Raw genomic sequence first — 18,582 nt, forward strand, 5'->3', positions numbered from 1 at the left:
CAGACTGCCCCCAGCTACAGCAGTTGCGCTGCGACACAATCACTTCGGAGTCATCACACCTCCAACATGGATAACAGCGCCTCACGGCGCACTCGGCTCATAACCCAGAGGTCGCAGGTTCAAATCCTGTCCCCGCTACCAGTGCCTCAGGCCGAAGAACGAAAGTTCTTCGGCTGAGGCTTTTTTCGTACCCGGATCACCTCGGATCAATTCATGGATTTGCGCGGCGATGTCGGTGCTGCTGCGGCCCGGCCCGATGGCGTGAACATCAGGAGATTGGTGGCGAACATCGAGTGGACCGGTCGGCCCGGGTCGATTAGGGTGACAGGCCTGTGCGCGTCGAACGTGCGCAATGTCGTTGTGGGGGAAGGTTGTTCAAGGCTATGCCGATCGATCCGGTGATCCCGGCGGCAGATTCACTGCGCATTCGGTTTGCGGAGCCGATGGGGGACAGTCGTGGCGGGCATCCGATATAGCCGGCATCGCTTCTCACCGCAGTTGCGGTCGCAATTACGCGAGCTGAACGACCTGGACAACTGGCACGGGCCTGGATCGTGCGCCGTTCACCTGAGTGCGGTAGTCGCGGCATCCGTATTGCCGGTAGCGTACGGCTGGTGGTGGTATCCGGTGTCGTTGCTGGTAGTCGGTAGCAGACAGCGGGCGCTGCTGAGCCTGCTGCATTGGTCTGTACACGGCACGGCGGCACGGTCGAGATGGCTGAATCTGTTGATCGGTACGGTGATCGGGGCGTACCCGATCATGCAGACTCACTATGGGTACAAGCTGTCGCACGTGGCCACTCATCATCCGCTGCTCGGCGATCCGGTCCGCGATCCGGACACCGCTGAGTTCGTGGATCGTGGCGTCTACGAGGTTCGCACGCGGCGGGACACAATACTGCGATTGCTGATACTGCCCGCGTTCGGCGGGCCGCTACTACGACAGTGGCTGCGCAGTGCCGTCCGGTTGTTGCGTAGGAAATCGGCTGCTGCTCAGTCGATCCCGCAGTCCTGGCAGGCCGCAGCCAAGCGGGACCGCGTAGCCTTCGGTTGTTTCTGGCTGGTGGTACTCGTGGTCGCGGTACTGACCGGCACGGTGTGGGATGTGGCGGTGCTGTGGTTCGTGCCGTATCTGACCGTGTATCAGATGATCGGCTGGTACGTGGGATTGTCGGAGCACACACCGATCGCGCGCGACAACCACATCGACCTGTACATGACCCGCAACAAGCTCAGCCACGGCCTGGAACTGCTGCTTACCGGCCCGGTTGCCGACAACATGCACCTGGAGCATCACCTGGATGCGCGCACGCCGTACTGGAACCTGGGCCGCGCCATGCGGATCCGGCTTGCCGACCCGGAATACGCGCGCGTGGTCGGCGAATTCGGCGGGCTGTTTCGCAACGGCCCGGCGAACCAGCCCAGCGCGCTGGCCGCGGTGATGACCGGGCTGATCCAGCGCGCAGAGGCGAAAAGGTCCCCGTGATGGCGATTCCACAATCTCTTTAGTTGCTTGTGCCGATGTCCGCAACGGATAGGGCGACCGCGTGTATCGGTAGGTGGATAGGTGTGTATCGGTAGGTGTATAGGTAGGTATATCGGTCACCTCCAAATCAGGGCTGGTCCGCCGTCCAAGAATTTGGTACTGTCCCGACAGTTCAAGGTCATTTCCACTGTGACTGTGGGCATGACATGTTGGCTGGTGCGCTTAAAGGGAGTTGGCACCGGCCTTTTTTGGTCATTGAACAAACAAATGAACAGTAGGTCTGAACGTGGGCAGACCGTGCAATATTTTGAGCTCGATTTTTTGGGGGACTCGCAATGGCCGAAAGGGCCGCAGCTTCCGACGTTCCGTCACGTGCCGATGCGGTTGATGAACCTGCCGAGAACACCTTGCGGTGGGCATGGTCGGAGCTAGCCAATCTGGCGACCGCGCGATTAAGCCGGCACACTTGGCAGACGGAATACCGGAGGCGATTGAGTATTACCGATTCACTGGTGGTATTCGGATCGGTAGTGGCGGCGCGATTTGCTCGTTTCGGTGGCGTCAGTGACACTCATCAGCCCGCCTGGGTACAGACCATCGGTGGTTACACCCTGGTGGCGCTATTGCTCGGCCTGGCCTGGGTGTGCGCCCTCTTTTGGGGCGATGCGTGGTCGACTCGACTGATCGGACATGGCTGGGCGGAATACGAACAACTGGCGTTGGTGACCTTCCGCCTGTTCGGCTGCATCGCCATAGCATCCCTGCTCCTGCGTATCGAGTTCGCCCGCGGTTTTCTGGGAGTCGCGTTACCTGTGGGGCTTGTCGGGTTGCTGGTCAACCGGTGGGTTTGGCGGAAGATCGCGGCACGGGAGCGGAGCGTCGGCCGGTACCTCACCAATGTGCTGGTGGTTGGCGATCCTCGGTCGGCCGGGGACATTATGCGGTCCTTTGCCCGTGATGGGCAGGCCGGCTATCGCGTTGTGGGCGTGTATTTTCCGGGCGGAGCGCTGGATCCGGCAGAGTTGGCCGACTTGGAGGTGCCGGTGCTCCAAGGGCCGCAGTCGATCCGTGCGGCGATCGCGGAGACCGGCGCGGATACGGTGGCGGTGGCGGCGATCGAACGGCTGGGGTCCCACGGGATCCGCGAATTGGCCTGGGATCTGGTACCCCTCGGCGTGGATCTCATTGTCGCGCCGGGCATCGTCGACGTGGCTGATCAGCGCATGCAGTTACGCCCGGTCGGCAACCTGCCGCTGGTACATGTCAGCCAGCCGAATTACAACCGCGCCACGACATTCGGCAAGATGGCATTCGACTGGGTGTTCGCGGCGGGAAGCCTGCTTGTCACCGGTCCGGTGATGTTGTTCGCGGCAATTGCGATCAAGCTGGACAGCCGAGGGCCGGTATTCTACCGTTCCGAGCGAATCGGGTTGCACGGCAACCCATTTCAGATGATCAAGTTTCGTACCATGGTCGTCGACGCGGACAAGGCAAAGGCGGAACTGGCCGAGGGAGACGAGGGTGCCGGGCTGCTGTTCAAGATCCGTGCAGACCCCCGTGTCACCCGGGTCGGGCGCTTCCTGCGCAAATACAGCCTGGACGAGCTTCCGCAGTTCTTCAATGTGCTGCTGGGTGATATGAGCGTGGTAGGCCCGCGTCCACCGCTGGCCGAGGAGGTCGAACGATACGACATCACGTTGCAGCGCAAACTGCTGGTCAGGCCGGGCGTGACCGGTCTGTGGCAGGTGAGTGGCCGCTCCGATCTGCCCTGGGCCGAAGCGGTGCGGTTGGACATGTACTACATCGAAAACTGGTCCATGATCAGCGATCTGCTCATCATCATGAAGACCGTGTCCGCCGTCACCGCCGCGGACGGAGCGTACTGAGGTTTACGGTTCAGCGGCGAGCCGCGGCGGCCGGTGTGGCTCGTAGCGAGTGGGCACCGGCTCGTTGTGGAGCGGTGGCGCCGCAGTCCGGCCGGCCGCCGGGAAGCTGATTGGGAGTCGCTGCTGGGTGAGCCACGGAATCGGCTGGGTGCGTTCCGGATCGGTGTCGACGGTGCTCGACAGCGGGCCGCCGGTTGCGGCAGCGCCGCTGGAAGCCGACTGGGCACCTGGCGATCCGAGGTCGCGTACGACCCAGACCAGCAGCGCACCGGCATTGAGGCAGGCGGAGACCGCCAAACCGACAGCAACGGCAAGCGCGGAATGGAAGACGAGTGCCGCGCCGAAACAGGCAGCAATGGTGATTCCGGTCTGGATCATGCGGGCGCGCAATAGTTGGTTCGCGGCCCGGTGGTACCGGAGCAGGTTGTAAACCAAGCCGACCCAGGTCAGTGCGGCGTACTCGACCCCGATGATCGGAAGCACGTGTGCGGCGGGAACCCAGCTGTCGCCCAGCGCGAGTGCACCGATCGAAGGCGGAATGAACGGTGCCACAGCACCGATGGCGATCGCGGCCACCGAGATCGGCAGAGCCACAAGACGCAGCCTTCGCCAGAGCTGTACGGTCGTCAACTGTGCTCGCCCGGCTTCCGGAAGAGCGATCAGGTTGAGCGCATTGGCCAGAATTGCAAACGGGCCGAGGATGGTGACCGCGCCGCGCAGCGCGGCTGCGGCATCCGAGCCGACTGCCACAGTCGACAGCAAGACCACCACGATGACGCTGAACTGGTCCACGCAGCTCTCCAGCGCGAAGCGCAGCCGAGTCGGACGCTCGTTGCGCCACCACCATGCCAGGCCGTGCCATGCCGGGAACAACCGTAGCTGCACGAGCAACACAATCAGCGCCACACCGGCCGATACGGCCCAGAGGGAGATCACTTGCTCTACCGGCAGTAGGCGCCGGTCTAGCAGCGCCGTACATAGCAGTCCTAGCGAAGCCACCGTCCATACCGCGTCCGACCAGAAGGCGGCCCCGGTGCGGCCCAGGGCGATTGCCGAGAACCGCAACGAATCCTGGGTCAGCAGTAGCGGGATCGCTACCGCGAACCCGAGTCCGATGTTCGGGTTGGGCAGTAGCAGGGAAATCCCCGCCAGCACACCTCCCATCGCGATTCCGAACAGTAGTGCCGCACCCGCGGCGGTGCGGGTGTGCCGGAGGACGTAGCTGGAGTGCCGCCCAGCCAGCAGGAGCACGGGCGTGCCGATGGCGGCGCGAGTAACCGCGAGCGTGGCGGTGGTCAGTGAGAACAGCACGCTCGCCATACCGAAGTCGGCAACGCTGCTGGTGCGCGCCACGGTGAACACGATCAGGGCGTTGCTGAGGCTGGACAGAATCTGGTCGGCAGTGCCGGTCAGCATCCGCAACGCCGGGCGTTTCAAGCGACTGCCCCTGCGTCAGAGTGTCTCGAACGGGACGACATCGGTGTGGATCTCGGTGCGATCGAACCATTCGCCCTGCATGGGTCTGATGAACCGCGCGGGAACGCCTCCCCAAAGACCTTGCGACGGCGGCACTTCGGACTTTGCCCGGGTCAGGGTCGAGCCCGCTGCGAGCAGGGAGCGATCGGGCAGCGACGACCCCCGCAGCAGGATGCATCCGGTGGCGACCAACGAGCGGTTGCCGATGCGCACTCGGCCCACGGTGGTTTCGTTGGTCACGACATCAATCTCGTGCGTTTGGAGGGTGCTGCGCTGCCCGCCGACGGCACTCCACTCACCGATCTCGATCGTGCCGGAGCAGTCGAGATAATGACGGGACGTGATGAATGATCCGTCACCGATATTCAACCGACCGGCCAGCTCGCTGTATTGCTGATAGCCCGGATGAGCGCTGATCCAGTTCCACGAGCCGATCATGACCTCGTGACCGAGCCGGATCTCGCTCATGCCGCGGAAGACGTTACCCGTGGAAATAGTCACGGCGTCTGCGATGACGAAACGCCGACAACTCCACACCAGGGAAGGGCCCAGCCGGACGTTATTGCCAATGTGGTGCCCAAATCGGCGGAGCCCGGCGTTCTTGGCAGCGCTCGCAGGCAGCAACCACAACAGGGCCTGAATCAGGCCGGACAATGTACGCATGGGAAAAGCCCCCCGTATTGCAGGTGAAATTACTTGTGAAATTGTTTGAACAAACCCGCTTCCCCCAGGAATCGCGTCGTGCGAGCCTACCGTGCGGGGGTGCATCCTCGCCATCGGCAACCTTGTGTGACGTAACTATCAATATGGAACCTTGCGTATAGAAGTTTGCGAATGTCTCCGAGCTCGAATGCTGGGTGGCCGCCGGCCTGTTGGTCGATCGCTCCGATTGAGCTACGCTGACGCGCTAATTGAGTTCGGGGCGGGTTGGAGAGCAGTTCGGCATGGCGCGCGCATCACGATTTTATCTACCGGGGGCCTTTTTGCGCCGCCATGGGCACGGTGAGTGTGCCGCCGTTTAGGGGAGACCAACCACAATCTGCGCACAGGCCATTCGGCAGAAGTCGGCAAGGCGAAAAAAGAGATGTTGTAGTCGTCGCCCGCGACGGCTGGTGGCCGTCACTGGCGGCGGTGTGGACGGCTGTCGCGATGATTGCGATCGTTCCCGCGCTCTTGGTACGGGCCACACCGACACCGCGCGAACCGGCATGGATCGGGGCGCTCATCGTGACGACGATCGCCGGCCTGCGTTATGCCAGGCTGATCGAGACCGGGCGTCGGCGCCCGGTGGAGATGTCGTTCTGGATTTTCACCTACGTATTCCTCGGCCTTGCGCCGCTGGTCCAGCTGCGGTCCGAACAGGTGCCCGATACCACCAAGGGCGCGGACCCGACGCTGAACGGCCCGGCCATGCTGGTGGTGGTGGTCGGGATCGCCGCGTTCCTGTGCGGATTGACTTTGTACGGATTGGTGCGGCGTGACGGCGCTGGTGGCTCGGCCCCCACCTCACGCGAGGTGGATCGGCGCCGGGCGTTGCTGCTCGGCGTCGCGGCCCTGATGAGCGCCGCCTATTACGTTGCCGCCGTAGGGCCTTCGACGCTGTTCTCCACCCGGGACAACCTGGGGCAGGCAATCGCGGCGCACTGGCAGGAGCCGATCGCCGCAGTGGTGGCCGCGGGCGCGCAGATGCCCGCGCTGGTGGCGTTCATCGCACTGGCCAAGGTGTATCAACGTCGGCGGGACAGAGTGGTTCTCGCGTTGCTGATACTCGACGGTGCCGCACTGGCGGTGGTGCTCAATCCGATCGCCAATGCGCGCTATACCTCCGGCACGGCGGCACTCGCGGTCGCCGCATTGTTCGGTCTGCTGTCAACTCCGACCCGTTTCCGGCTGGTGGCGGTGTCGGCGGTGGCTGCGCTGGTGGTGGTCTTCCCGATGCTGGATGTGTTCCGTTACAGCGCCAGCGGTGAGCTGAAGTCGGCTGGTCCGCTGGATTCGCTGGTGTCGCCGGACTATGACTCGTTCGCTCAGATCAACAACACGGTGCTGTATGTGAACCGGGAGGGTTCGACGAACGGTCGGCAGGCGGCGGGCGTGGTGTTGTTCTGGGTGCCGCGCAAGCTGTGGCAGGACAAGCCCACCGATACCGGAATTCTGCTGGCGGATTTCCGCGGCTACAAGTTCAAGAACCTGTCCGCGCCATTGTGGTGCGAGCTCTACATCAACGGCACCTGGCCTGCGCTGATCCTCGGCATGGGGGCGCTGGGCGCCCTCGCCCGGCGTGAGGATGACCGTATCGACGCAACACTGCGACGTACCAGGTCACCCGGCGTGTTAGCGTGCATCCTGCCGTTCTACTTGATCATTTTGCTGCGTGGCTCGTTGCTGCAAGCAATGTCCAGTCTGTTGGTGATCGTGGTGTGCGGCATGTTCGTGTTTCATCGGGGGGAGGGTCCTGCGGATGCGCAGGTCAGCTAGTCGTCTGATCTTGTTCGCGACGGTGGCTGTCACGGTTGCGGGTGGGGTTGTGGTCAACCGGCACATGGCAGTGCCGGTCGGTGAGGTCACATCGTCGCCCGTGTCGGATCACGCTGCTGGTGTGTCGCAACGACTCTCGGCGTTGTTCGTGGGAGACAGCTTTACGGTCGGCGCGGGCGTCGCGGGTGCCGCCAATGGTTACGCCTGCATCCTGGCGCGCTCGCAAGGCTGGGCGTGCAACGTCGACGCTTTCGGCGCAACCGGGTACCTGAACGACGGCGCCGGCTTCTACCCAACCCCTCCGGGACGAGCATTGGATCGGCTTTCGGCGGACGTCAAGCTCTATGCCGTAGACATGGTCGTCCTCGATTCCGGGCGCAATGACCTGGGCAAGGATCCGGCGGCGGTGGTGGACGCGTTCACCCAGACATTGGCCGAGGTCCAGCAGCTGTGGCCGTCGGCACGCGTCGTGGTGATCATGCCCGCCTACATGTCGGCGACCCCGTACACGAACTATTCGCTGGTACATACGGGTTTCGTCGCAGCCTGCGGCGCCGCGCACGCCACGCTGCTGGATCCGGTAGCCGAACAGTGGTACTCGGGGGTGGACATCGAGGGAATGCAGATACCCGATCATGTGCATCCGAATGCGCTGGGCAATCAGTTCCTGGCGGGCAAGATCGCCGATTCCATGGCCCGGCACGGCTTGGGTGATCTCGTTGGCGCGAGGGTGCCGTCGTGAATGCCTCCTTCACCGCGCTGCTGCGACACCGCTGGCAGCTGGTGGCAACCGTGTTCCTGGTCGCCATCCTGGCTGGAATCGGCGTGACCGTGCAGACCACGCCCAAGTTCGTGTCCACCGCCCGGATATTCCTGGCCACGCCCAGCTGGAACGGCGCAACACGCAACAGTGACGAGGCAAGTCCGTTCCGCGGCAATGACTTCGCGCGCTCGCGCGCCCAGAGCTACGTGCACCTCGCGAGTGATGTCGATCTGGCTCATCGGGTGATCGACAAATTGGGCGAGCACCTGTCACCTGATGTCGTCGCCGGTGAGGTCACCGCACATCTGATTCCGGACACGGTGCTGATCGATGTGTCGGTGGCCGATCCTTCGGCGCCACAGGCACAGCGACTCGCCGACGGTGTCGCCGCTGAGTTGGCCGCACAAATCCGGGCGGTGGAAACGCCGACCGGGTCGTTGATTCCGACGGTCGATCCGGTGATCACGCAGACAGCTCAACTGCCCACACATCCGTCGGAACCCGATATCTGGAACAACCTCGCGCTGGCCGCTGGCGGCGGTCTGCTGGCCGGCGTGACCGCGGCAGTGGTCATTCCCCAGCGGTCCGGCCGAGCGCGACATAAACGCCGGAGCCTGCGCGGCGTAAATGAGAAGGTAAGAGAGAGGTCCGTCCGGTGAATGTCGTGCGATGGTGGCCCAGTGCGGTCGGTGTAGTGCTCGGGTGCCTGGCCGGGGTGACGCTGTTGTTGTTGTCTCCCAAGGCTTATACCGCCACTACGACCCTGTTCATCGGCTCCCCGGTGAGCGCCGACTCGGCCGGAGCTTACGCCGGAGATCTGTTCGGCCAGCAGCGCGCGGTCAGTTACTCACAGCTGTTCACCAGTGATGACCTGGCCGCGAAGGTGATCGATGATCTGTCGCTGAAGCTGAACCCGGCCGAGCTCATCGCCCAGGTTTCGGCGAAGCAATTGCCGAAGACTGTGCTGCTGGAGGTGAGCGTGACCGATGCGTCGCCGCAACGCGCTGCCGACATTGCGAACGCGTACGCGTCGAACTTCGCCGCGTATGTCTCCCGGCTGGAGACTCCGGCGACCTCCAGCCAGTCGGTGGCCAAGATCAACGTGGTGCGCAAGGCCACGGCACCGGCGAAACCGTCCAGCCCCAACGCCCTGATCGACCTGGGTGGCGGGCTCGCGGGTGGAGCGGCTTTGGGTGGACTGGCGCAGTGGAGGATGGGCCGAACGACCCGCCCTGGCGCGGCAGCGCCGACGGCCGCCGCGCGCTCGCGTCGCCGTGTCGGGGCCGTGCGCCGCGAAGTCACCGGAAATGAAGACACCGGAAATATGGACTTCGCCACGCAGGTGCTTCCGAGGGCTGAGGTACGAACGCGTGACTGATTCTTCCCGAGACCGGATCACGATGTCGCACTGTGGCCGTCGTGTCCGGGCAGGGGTGCGTGCGCTGGCATTGGCCGCGACGGCCGGTGCCCTCGTCGCAGCGTGCGCCGCGTCGCCCGCCGCACCGGTTCCTGCCGCACCGGCTCCTGCCGTAGGCGACCAAGGTGTCGACGCCAAACTCGTGTTCGCCCACTACTTCCCTCCCTATCCGATCTCGATTGACAACGCCCCGGCCGACCACGACTACTACACCACCGAATACCTCGCCCCCGGCGGCAGCGCCGGTGCGAATGCGGCATTCGGCGGGTTGTTACGCGACCGGCCCCTGCCGCGTCCGGTGTCGGATAGTGCGGACTGGCGTTTGCAGGATCTGGAAACCGAAGTGCAACAGGCGATTTCAGCAGGAATTAACGGATTCTCGGTGGATCTGCTGACCGCCGCCGACGACAGCACCCTGTGGTTTTCCGATGTTCCCACGCTGTTGATGCGTGCGGCTCACACTGTGGATCCGAATTTCAAGATCATGCTGATGCCCGACATATCCGGCGCGCCACGCACCTGGAGCGTGGAGCGACTGGTCGATCAGCTCGCGAGCTGGGCGAGCGAGCCAGCCGCCTTCCGGTTATCGGACGGCCGTCTGGTGGTCTCGCCGTACATGGCCGAAAATCATTCGGCCGCATGGTGGTCCGAGTTCACACAGCTCATGTGGAGCGCACACGGAATCAGCGTTGCCCTGGCGCCGGTGTTCACCACGTACGACAACCAGGCCGCAGACTTCGCTCCGATCAGTTACGCGATGTCGATTTGGGGCGGGCGAAATCCAGCGTTCAATCCGACCTCCGGGTTTCCGCTCGACACCATTGCTGATGCGCACCGCCGTGGTGTCCGGTGGATGCAGCCGGTGTCAGTACAGGACTATCGACCTCGGGACGGCGTCTTCGACGAGGCGGCCAACACGGAGAACCTGCGGAACACGTGGACGATTGCGATCTCCGGCGGCGCCGACTGGGTGCAGTTGGTCACGTGGAACGACTACAGCGAGGGCACGTCGTTCGCACCCTCTGCGCACCACGGCAACGCGCTGTTGGACATCTCGTCCTACTACCTGCGTTGGTTCAAGCTCGGCAAACCGCCCGCGATTGATCACGACGCGTTGTATCTGACGCACCGCCAGCAACTGGTCGCAGCCCAGCCGACACCTCCGCAGGCTTTGCGGATGTCGCTGCGTCCCGGCAGCACGCCGGCCCGTGACAATGCCGCGGCTCTCGCGTTCCTCACCGCACCGGGCACCGTCACGGTGCGCACCGGTGATCGGGTCACTCAGTGCGCGTTGCCCGCTGGATTGGGCGTATGCACGGCGCCGCTGCCGACTTCGGACTCCGACATCACGGTCGGCGCGGATCTGGACCGATCAGGCGCGGTCGTATTGGCGGCCGAGTCGCCGTGGCCGGTCCGGGCGCATCCTCCGGTCCAGGACCTGCAGTACACCGCCACGATCGGAGTAACACCATGACCCGTCCGCTTTCTATCGCGCTCGCGGGCCTGAACTATGCGCCGGAGAGCACCGGAATCGCGCCCTATACAACGGGTGTGGCCACCGGCCTGTGCGAGCGCGGCCACCGTGTGCGGGTGCTGACCGGCCTGCCGCATTACCCGGAATGGCGGCTGCGCCCGGGCTACCAGGACGCCGCGTCACTGCGCGACGAGCTGGATGGCGTTGCGGTGCAACGACTGCGGCACTTCGTGCCCGATCCCCCGAGCGGGCTTGGAAGAGTTCGCATGGAGGCGAGCTTCGGGGCCGGCTTGGCAGCGGCGCTGCGCGACGATGCCGTTGATGCCGTGGTGTTTGTCAGCCCGGCACTACTGTCCACCGCAATGGGTCTTGCCCGTATTCGATTGCGCAGCAACATGTCTCGGCCTGCTGTGGGCGTCTGGGTGCAGGATCTCTACAGCCGCGGAGTGGTGGAGACCGGAGCGATGAGCGGTAGGCCCGCGCAGCTGGCCGCCGCATTCGAATCGCGAGTGTTGCGCACGGCCGATGGCGTGGTGGCAATCCATGACCGCTTCAAATCCAGTATCGCCGAGGATCTTCGGGTTCCGGCGGAGCGAATCACCGTGATCCGCAACTGGACTCATCTACAGCCGGGACCGGTCATCGATCGCGCGGCGGCGCGTCGCAGGCTGGGATGGGATCCCGAGAGCGTCATCGTGCTGCACACCGGAAATATGGGCGCCAAGCAAGGTTTGGACCATGTGGTGGCGGCCGCCGGCTATGCGCAACAGCATGGCGAACCGGTGCGGTTCGTCCTGCTCGGCGGCGGAAACCAGCGCCCGCGACTGGAGGAGCTGGGACGCGGCATCGATACGCTGCAGTTCCTGGACCCGCTGCCGGACGAGGAGTACCAGCAGGCACTGGCTGCTGCCGACGTGCTGCTGGTCAACGAGCGGCCGGGAGTCGGTGAGATGGCCGTGCCAAGCAAGCTCACCTCGTACTTCACCACCGGCAATCCGGTGGTGGCGGCCACCGATGCGGACAGCATCACGGCGGCGGAGATCTCTGCTTCCGGTGGTGGACTTGTAGTTCCGCCGGATGATCCCGCACAGCTTGTGCGCGTGGCATTGGAACTGGGCCGCGATCGCGAACGGGCGCACGCGCTCGGCACCGCCGGCCGCCAATTCTGCGCACGCACACTGTCGCAAGCGCACGCCATTGATCAGTTCGAGCAGTGGCTGACCGACCTGGTCGAGACAAGGGCCAGGCAAAGCAAAAGTAGGAGGGGCAGCCACTATGAGGCAATCCGGTAAACGAGCACTGATCACCGGTATCACCGGGCAGGACGGCTCATATCTGGCGGAACTGCTGCTGGGCAAGGGATATGAGGTACACGGTCTGATCCGGCGTGCCTCCACGTTCAACACCGCCCGCATCGACCATTTGTACCAAGATCCGCACGACCCGCAGGCTCGATTGTTCTTGCACTACGGCGACCTGTCCGACGGTGCCCGCATGGTGACGCTGATACAGCAGATCCAGCCCGACGAGGTGTACAACCTTGCGGCACAGTCACATGTGCGAGTCAGCTTCGACGAGCCCGAGCACACCGGCAACACCACCGGACTGGGCTCGGTGCGGCTGCTAGAGGCGGTCCGCATGTCGGGGGTGGAATGTCGTTATTACCAGGCGTCCAGCTCTGAGATGTTCGGTGCTACGCCGCCGCCGCAAGATGAGGAGACGCCGTTCTACCCGCGCTCGCCCTACGGCGCGGCGAAGGTCTACTCGTACTGGATCTCTCGCAACTACCGCGAGGCGTACGGGATGTACGTGGTCAACGGCATCCTTTTCAACCACGAATCTCCGCGCCGCGGAGAAACATTCGTTACTCGCAAGATCACCCGTGCGGTGGCGCGGATCGCAGCGGGTCTGGAAAGTCATGTGTACCTGGGCAATCTGGAATCGATCCGGGACTGGGGCTATGCCCCCGAGTATGTCGAGGGCATGTGGCGGATGCTACAAGCCGATGAACCCGACGATTATGTGCTGGCCACCGGCGGCTCGTACACGGTGCGCGACTTCGTGATCGCCGCGTTCGAACACGTCGGCATGGACTGGTCCGAGCACGTCCGCTTCGACGACCGTTACCTGCGCCCGACTGAGGTCGACGCGCTGGTGGGTGATGCGAGCAAGGCCGAACGGCTGTTGGGCTGGAAGGCTGGCGTGCATACCCCGGAGTTGGCCAAGATCATGGTGGACGCCGACATCGAGGCGCTGCGGCATGCGGGCAAATCCTGGATCGATCGGCCTGCCTTGGCGGATTGGGCGACGGCATAATGGAATTCGACACCGGCGTGGCCCAGCCGCTGGACCGCGATTCGACCGTTTACATCGCGGGCCATCGCGGGCTGGTGGGCTCGGCGATCTGGCGCTGCTTCGAACGCGCCGGCTTCCGCAACCTGACCGGGATGAGCTCGGCGGAGCTGGATCTGCGCGACCGGAGTTCGGTATCGGCCTTCATGGCCGAGACTCGCCCCGATGCCGTAGTGCTGGCCGCGGCGAGGGTGGGCGGCATCGGGGCGAACAACACCTATCCGGTCGACTTCCTCTCCGACAACCTTCAGATCCAGGTGAATGTGCTGGATGCTGCTGTGGCGGTGCAGGTTCCGCGGCTGCTGTTCCTGGGCTCATCGTGCATTTATCCGAAGCACGCTGCGCAGCCGATCAAGGAAGAGTACCTGCTCACCGGGCATCTGGAGCCGACCAACGACGCCTACGCCATCGCCAAGATCGCGGGGATTCTGCAGGTCCAAGCGGTGCGCCGGCAGTACGGGTTGTCGTGGATCTCGGCGATGCCCACCAACCTCTATGGGCGTGGCGACAATTTCTCCGCGCAGTCCTCGCATGTGCTGCCCGCGCTGATCCGCCGCTACAGCGAAGCGCTCCGCGACGGCGGCGCAGAGGTGACGAACTGGGGCAGTGGTCGCCCGCTGCGCGAGTTCCTGCATGTGGACGACATGGCCGAGGCATGCCTGCATCTGCTCGACCATTACGACGGCAGCGGCCATGTCAATGTGGGCACCGGCAGTGACCTCTCGATCGCCGAGGTGGCCGCACTGGTCGCGGAGGCCGTCGGTTACCACGGTCAAACCCGTTGGGATGCAAGTAAACCAGATGGCACTGCGCGCAAGCTGCTGGATGTGACGCTGCTCCGCTCACTGGGCTGGCAGCCGCGAATCGATCTGGCCGCGGGGATCGCGGACACGGTGTCCTGGTACCGGGAGCACGAGTCCACCGCGCGGGGCGTGTCGTGAGCACCGACGCGACCGCGCGGTCGTTGGCCGGATTCACCGCCGCGGGTTACGACAAAGGACGCGGAGTCGTGGTACAGATCGCCTGGTTGGCCGTCGCCGGGGTGATCGCGCAGTGGTGGTGCCCGAACCGGTTGCGGCTGGCGATCCTTCGCGCATTCGGTGCGAATATCAGCGCCGGCGTGCTGATCCGGCATCGGGTACGAATTCACTGGCCGTGGAAGCTGACGGTCGGAGCGGACAGCTGGATCGGTGAGGACGCCTGGATCCTCAACCTCGAGCCGGTGACCATCGGCGCGAATGTGTGCGTGTCGCAGGGTGTTCTACTGTGCACCGGCAGCCACGACCGGCGGTCGCGCACCTTCGAATTCGACAACGCGCCGATCGTGGTGCGCGACGGCGCGTGGATCGGCGCTCGCGCCACCGTGCTACGCGGCGTCGTGGTCGGGGAGCGGGCCACCGTGGGGGCGACCGCGTTGGTCACCTCCGACGTCGCGGTCGACGCTACGGTGTTGGCCCCGCGTGCGGTGGCGGTGTGACATGCGGGTACTGCATGTCGTAACTCTGCTCTCACCGGACGGCGCCTATGGCGGTCCGGTCCGCGTGGCGTGTAATCAGGCCGAGGAACTGCGCCGCCGCGGTCACCAGATCGTACTGACCGCGGCGGTGTCCGGTGCCGACGCCGAGCCGGCCGGACTCGACGTGCGCGGGTTTCCCGCCACCACCGCGATTCCGAAGGTCGGGTTCGCAGGCCTGCGTGCCCGCGGGATGACCCGATGGCTGCGCCGGCATGTGCGCGAATTCGACGTGGTGCACGTGCATTTGGCGCGCGACCTGGTCACCCTGCCGGCGGCTCGCATTGTGCGCTCGGCCGGTGTGCCGCTGATTGTGCAGACGCACGGCATGATCGACCCCAGTGACAGACTCCTCGCCCGGCCGTTGGATCGATTCTGGACCGTCCCCATACTGCGCTCCGCCGCGGCGGTGTTGCACCTGACACCGCGCGAAGCAACCGATCTGGCCGCGGTGGCCGGCCCGGGCGCGGAATTGCCGTTGCGGGAACTCCACAACGGTGTGCCACTGCCTGCGGCAGACTCGCCGGGCGCTGGCCCGGACGGTACGCCAGAGGTGCTGTACCTCGCTCGGATGCACCCGCGCAAGCGGCCGGAGTTGTTCGTGCGCTTGGCCGCACGCCTGCACGCGGAAGGCGTTGCCGCGCGATTCGCGATGGTCGGCCCCGACGAGGGCGCTGCCGACCCTACGAGGCAGCTCATTGACAGCCTGGCGGCGCCGGTGCGCTGGGAGGGCCCGCTGCCGCCGCAGCACACCGCTGAGCGGATGGCGCGGGCGAGCGTCTATGTGCTTGCCTCCGTGGATGAGCCGTACCCGATGAGTGTGCTGGAGGCGATGGCGCGCGGTCTGCCGGTGGTCGTGACCGACAGCTGCGGGCTCGCACCGCTGATCAGGGAGAACGCCTGCGGCATCGTGGTGCGCTCGGACGATCTGGACTCGCTGACCGCTGCCGTGCGAGAGCTGTTGCTGCAACCGCACATTCGCGCGGAGATGGGTGCGGCCGCGGCGCGACTGGTCCGGGACCGACTGTCGATGAACGGTGTCGCCGAACGGCTGGAACAGATCTATCGCGAGGCGCACGGAGTCGTCCCGGCCGGCGAGCTGGGAGTTCGGCTGTGAAACGGATCATTGCCATGGCGTCGGCGTGCGCGACCGCATTCGTGCTGGCCGGATGCGGCCCGGTGGGCCCCGCCGACAGCGCCCCGTCGACGTTCAGCGACGCCCCCCTACCGCAGCTGTCGGCCGAAGTGCTCGGGCAGCGTGGCAGCATCGTCACCTCCGCGCCGATCCGCAACCCGAGCGCGGCGCTTGCCGCCGACGGTAATCACGGTTGGACGGTGACCTATCGCAGCGTGTCCGGCGTGGACGGCTCCGCCCAGCAGGTGTCCGGTGTGGTGTTCGTCCCGTCCGGCCACGCTCCCGCTGGCGGTTGGCCGATTCTCAGCTACGGACGCGGTGCCACCGGGCTCGATCCGCAGTGCGGTCCTTCCAGACACTCAGATCTGCTCGGCTACGACCTTGTCGTGGCGTCGTTGCTGCAGCTGGGCTTCGCGGTGACGATGACGGACTTCCAGGGCTGGGGCAGCGGTGGCGGTGAGAACCTGTATCTGGAGCCGAAGACGGCCGCATTCAACATGATCGATGCCGTCCGCGCAGTCCGGGCGGTGGTGCCGGATGCCTCCAATATCTGGTATGCCGTAGGAGGTTCCGAAGGCGGCCAAGCAGCCTGGGCGGCCAACGAATACGCCGCGGCCTACGGTGATGGGCTGGAATTCCGCGGCTCGGCGTCCAGCGCGCCCACGATCGACCTGACCGGCCTGGTCGCACTGGCTCAGTCGGGTTGGCTGTCGCACGAGCAGCAGTTGTGGCTGCCGATGGTGCTGGCAGGCATGTCCAACTACCACCCGGAGCTGAACGCGGGCGACTATCTCCACGGAGAACTGGCGCAGGGCGAGTCGATGTGGTCGGCGTGTAGCGGACCACAGGCTGACCAACGTGAGCAGGTGCTGGCCTCGCTCACTTCGGGTGATACCGAACCGGTTTCCGATGCGGCGGTCGCCCGCCTGAAGCAGGCGTTGGCTTCGATCGCGGTGCCGCAGCGCCGGGCGTCCGGACCAATGCTGGTGATCACCGGTGATGCCGATCAGACGGTGAACGTCTCATGGGTACGTCAGGCGGTCCGGACCGGCTGCCGGATCGGCGACAGTATCCAGTTCGAAGTACGTCCAGGAGAAGGGCATACCGCGTTGAACTCCGGTCCGCAGATCGGTGCTTGGTTGTTGGACCGCCTCGCCGGAAAGGCGGCGATCAGTACATGCTGACCCGTGCCGCGCTCGGCGTCGCCGCAGCTCTGACGGCGGTGGCCGTGTTTTTCGGTGTGCACGTCACCGACCGCCATATAGCCGCCGGCCTCCAGCCGGCAGCTGACGGCGGGTTTTCCCGCGGCCTCGGCCCGGTGCCCAGCGATGTGGGCGCGCCGCTGACGGTCGACTTCTCCAGCCTGCCCGACGGGCCGATACCCGCGAAGGTCGACGGACACGCATTCCGTGCCGCCGCGATCACCTCGGCCGCAATGCCGATTCTCGCAGCCGGACGGCTGGTGCACGGCCGTTCCTCGACCGACAACTTCGCCGGATACGTGGAGACCCTGCTGCGCTCGCCGGTACAGCGGCTCGGTGCCACCGTGAGATTCGTCGACGGCGGAGGGTCGATCGCGCTCACGATATGGCAGAACTCGCTCGTGGACTCGTTGGTGGGCAACCATGGAATGCCCAATGCCGGTGTCCAATTCATTGTCAGCGTTGACCATTGGCAGCTGGCAGTGTGGGACACCGTCGCAGGGCACAACATCGTGCTGGCCGATGAACCTTACGCCGCAAAACCTTTCGGAACCCCGGTGTCGTTCGAGATCACCCGCAAAGGGGACACCGTCACCGTTCACCTGCCAGGCGGAGCCCAGCGTATGGTGACCGACCCACGTATCACCTCTTGGTCCGGTATGTCGGCCTGCTGGGAACTCTACGAATTCCACGCCGATCAAGAGCCCGCCGCAATCACCGCCCTCTGGGCGGGGTAGTGACGTTGTGAAATTTAGAGGAGTTTGCGCGTGGCACTGGGGTGGGTAACCGAGCGGACCGACAAGGACCGATCGGAGGTAGCGGTTCCAGACCGGGAGACACTGGACGAAGTTCATCCCGGACGCAGCCGGCCCCGATCACCAGCGCAGCGAATGCGCGCCGCGCGCACCGATCTCATCGTTGCCGGCGGCTATCTGTCCCGTGGCCTGGTTCGGCGCACTGGCGTTCGCGCTGCTGCCCCTCGCGCCGACCATGCTGCCGGTGGCGGAACGCACCCCGACGCCCGCGTTCTTCGCCGATGGCACTGTGCGGCAGTATGTCTCGGACGGCTCCGTGGTGATCGTGCCGCCGTCCACGGCAGTGGACGCCGTCGCCCTGCGGTGGCAGGTCGACGCCGACTTCACCTTCCCGCTCGTGGGCGGCTACTTCGTCGGACCGAGCGGCGCGGACAAGGTGGCCCACTACGGCGCCGAGGCTCGGCCCACCGGGAACATGCTCACGCTGGTTCGGATGTTCAACACGGTTCCGGTCATCGACCAGGCCAACCGCGATCAGGCCCTCTCGGACCTGCGTTACTGGCGCGCCGACGTGCTGGTGCTGCCGCCTGCCGATCACAGTGATGCCCTGCGCCGCACCGTGGATCAACTGCTGGGCTTCCCCGCT

At 65.0% G+C, this 18,582-nt stretch carries 16 protein-coding genes and 1 pseudogene; 15 read left to right on the forward strand and 2 right to left on the reverse strand.

The window, feature by feature from the left end; translation table 11 throughout:
- Nucleotides 1-456 precede the first annotated feature (456 nt).
- Nucleotides 457-1,485, forward strand: a complete 1,029-nt coding sequence (locus JWN03_RS41960) for a fatty acid desaturase (RefSeq protein WP_297627930.1) — start codon at nt 457-459, stop codon at nt 1,483-1,485.
- A 407-nt stretch (nt 1,486-1,892) separates the two neighbouring features.
- Nucleotides 1,893-3,371 (forward strand): sugar transferase, encoded by a 1,479-nt coding sequence (locus tag JWN03_RS41965; RefSeq protein ID WP_441343164.1) that lies wholly within the window; start codon nt 1,893-1,895, stop codon nt 3,369-3,371.
- Nucleotides 3,372-3,374: 3 nt separating this feature from the next.
- On the opposite strand, the gene JWN03_RS41970 is transcribed toward JWN03_RS41965, so the two are convergent.
- Nucleotides 3,375-4,808: a hypothetical protein gene (locus JWN03_RS41970; protein WP_297627934.1), complete on the reverse strand. Its 1,434-nt coding sequence runs from the start codon at nt 4,806-4,808 to the stop codon at nt 3,375-3,377.
- A 15-nt stretch (nt 4,809-4,823) separates the two neighbouring features.
- On the reverse strand, nt 4,824-5,510 hold the full coding sequence (locus tag JWN03_RS41975; protein ID WP_297627936.1) for an acyltransferase: 687 nt from the start codon (nt 5,508-5,510) through the stop codon (nt 4,824-4,826).
- A gap of 264 nt (nt 5,511-5,774) precedes the next feature.
- Here JWN03_RS41975 and JWN03_RS41980 point away from each other — a divergent pair, with 264 nt between their 5' ends.
- From JWN03_RS41980 to JWN03_RS42040, 13 genes and pseudogenes are all read left to right on the forward strand, one after another.
- Nucleotides 5,775-7,325: an oligosaccharide repeat unit polymerase gene (locus tag JWN03_RS41980; RefSeq protein ID WP_297627938.1), complete on the forward strand. Its 1,551-nt coding sequence runs from the start codon at nt 5,775-5,777 to the stop codon at nt 7,323-7,325.
- Between the two features lie 121 nt (nt 7,326-7,446).
- On the forward strand, nt 7,447-8,067 hold the full coding sequence (locus JWN03_RS41985) for an SGNH/GDSL hydrolase family protein (RefSeq protein ID WP_297627940.1): 621 nt from the start codon (nt 7,447-7,449) through the stop codon (nt 8,065-8,067).
- Nucleotides 8,064-8,747, forward strand: a complete 684-nt coding sequence (locus JWN03_RS41990) for a YveK family protein (protein ID WP_297627942.1) — start codon at nt 8,064-8,066, stop codon at nt 8,745-8,747. Before JWN03_RS41985 ends, JWN03_RS41990 begins: the two co-directional genes overlap by 4 nt.
- Nucleotides 8,744-9,466, forward strand: a complete 723-nt coding sequence (locus JWN03_RS41995; protein WP_297627944.1) for a YveK family protein — start codon at nt 8,744-8,746, stop codon at nt 9,464-9,466. The genes JWN03_RS41990 and JWN03_RS41995 overlap by 4 nt, the downstream gene beginning before the upstream one ends.
- Complete coding sequence (locus tag JWN03_RS42000) at nt 9,459-10,979, forward strand: glycoside hydrolase family 71 protein (protein ID WP_297627946.1); 1,521 nt, start codon at nt 9,459-9,461, stop codon at nt 10,977-10,979. Before JWN03_RS41995 ends, JWN03_RS42000 begins: the two co-directional genes overlap by 8 nt.
- Nucleotides 10,976-12,271: a glycosyltransferase family 4 protein gene (locus JWN03_RS42005; RefSeq protein ID WP_297627948.1), complete on the forward strand. Its 1,296-nt coding sequence runs from the start codon at nt 10,976-10,978 to the stop codon at nt 12,269-12,271. Before JWN03_RS42000 ends, JWN03_RS42005 begins: the two co-directional genes overlap by 4 nt.
- Nucleotides 12,255-13,295, forward strand: coding sequence for a GDP-mannose 4,6-dehydratase (gene gmd / locus JWN03_RS42010; RefSeq protein WP_297627950.1), 1,041 nt, complete (start codon nt 12,255-12,257; stop codon nt 13,293-13,295). The genes JWN03_RS42005 and gmd overlap by 17 nt, the downstream gene beginning before the upstream one ends.
- Complete coding sequence (locus JWN03_RS42015; protein WP_297627952.1) at nt 13,295-14,272, forward strand: GDP-L-fucose synthase family protein; 978 nt, start codon at nt 13,295-13,297, stop codon at nt 14,270-14,272. Before gmd ends, JWN03_RS42015 begins: the two co-directional genes overlap by 1 nt.
- Nucleotides 14,269-14,808, forward strand: coding sequence for a DapH/DapD/GlmU-related protein (locus JWN03_RS42020; protein WP_297627954.1), 540 nt, complete (start codon nt 14,269-14,271; stop codon nt 14,806-14,808). The genes JWN03_RS42015 and JWN03_RS42020 overlap by 4 nt, the downstream gene beginning before the upstream one ends.
- A 1-nt stretch (nt 14,809) precedes the next feature.
- Nucleotides 14,810-15,961, forward strand: a complete 1,152-nt coding sequence (locus JWN03_RS42025) for a glycosyltransferase (protein ID WP_297627956.1) — start codon at nt 14,810-14,812, stop codon at nt 15,959-15,961.
- Nucleotides 15,958-17,163: a lipase family protein gene (locus tag JWN03_RS42030; protein ID WP_297627958.1), complete on the forward strand. Its 1,206-nt coding sequence runs from the start codon at nt 15,958-15,960 to the stop codon at nt 17,161-17,163. The genes JWN03_RS42025 and JWN03_RS42030 overlap by 4 nt, the downstream gene beginning before the upstream one ends.
- Nucleotides 17,157-17,918 carry a hypothetical protein gene (locus JWN03_RS42035; RefSeq protein ID WP_297627959.1) on the forward strand — a complete coding sequence of 254 codons (762 nt, stop codon included), beginning with the start codon at nt 17,157-17,159 and terminating at the stop codon, nt 17,916-17,918. Before JWN03_RS42030 ends, JWN03_RS42035 begins: the two co-directional genes overlap by 7 nt.
- A gap of 202 nt (nt 17,919-18,120) precedes the next feature.
- A pseudogene (locus tag JWN03_RS42040) lies at nt 18,121-18,582 on the forward strand (glycosyl transferase); the annotation flags it as partial.

The organism is Nocardia sp. (assembly GCF_025465275.1).
Lineage (GTDB): Bacteria > Actinomycetota > Actinomycetes > Mycobacteriales > Mycobacteriaceae > Nocardia.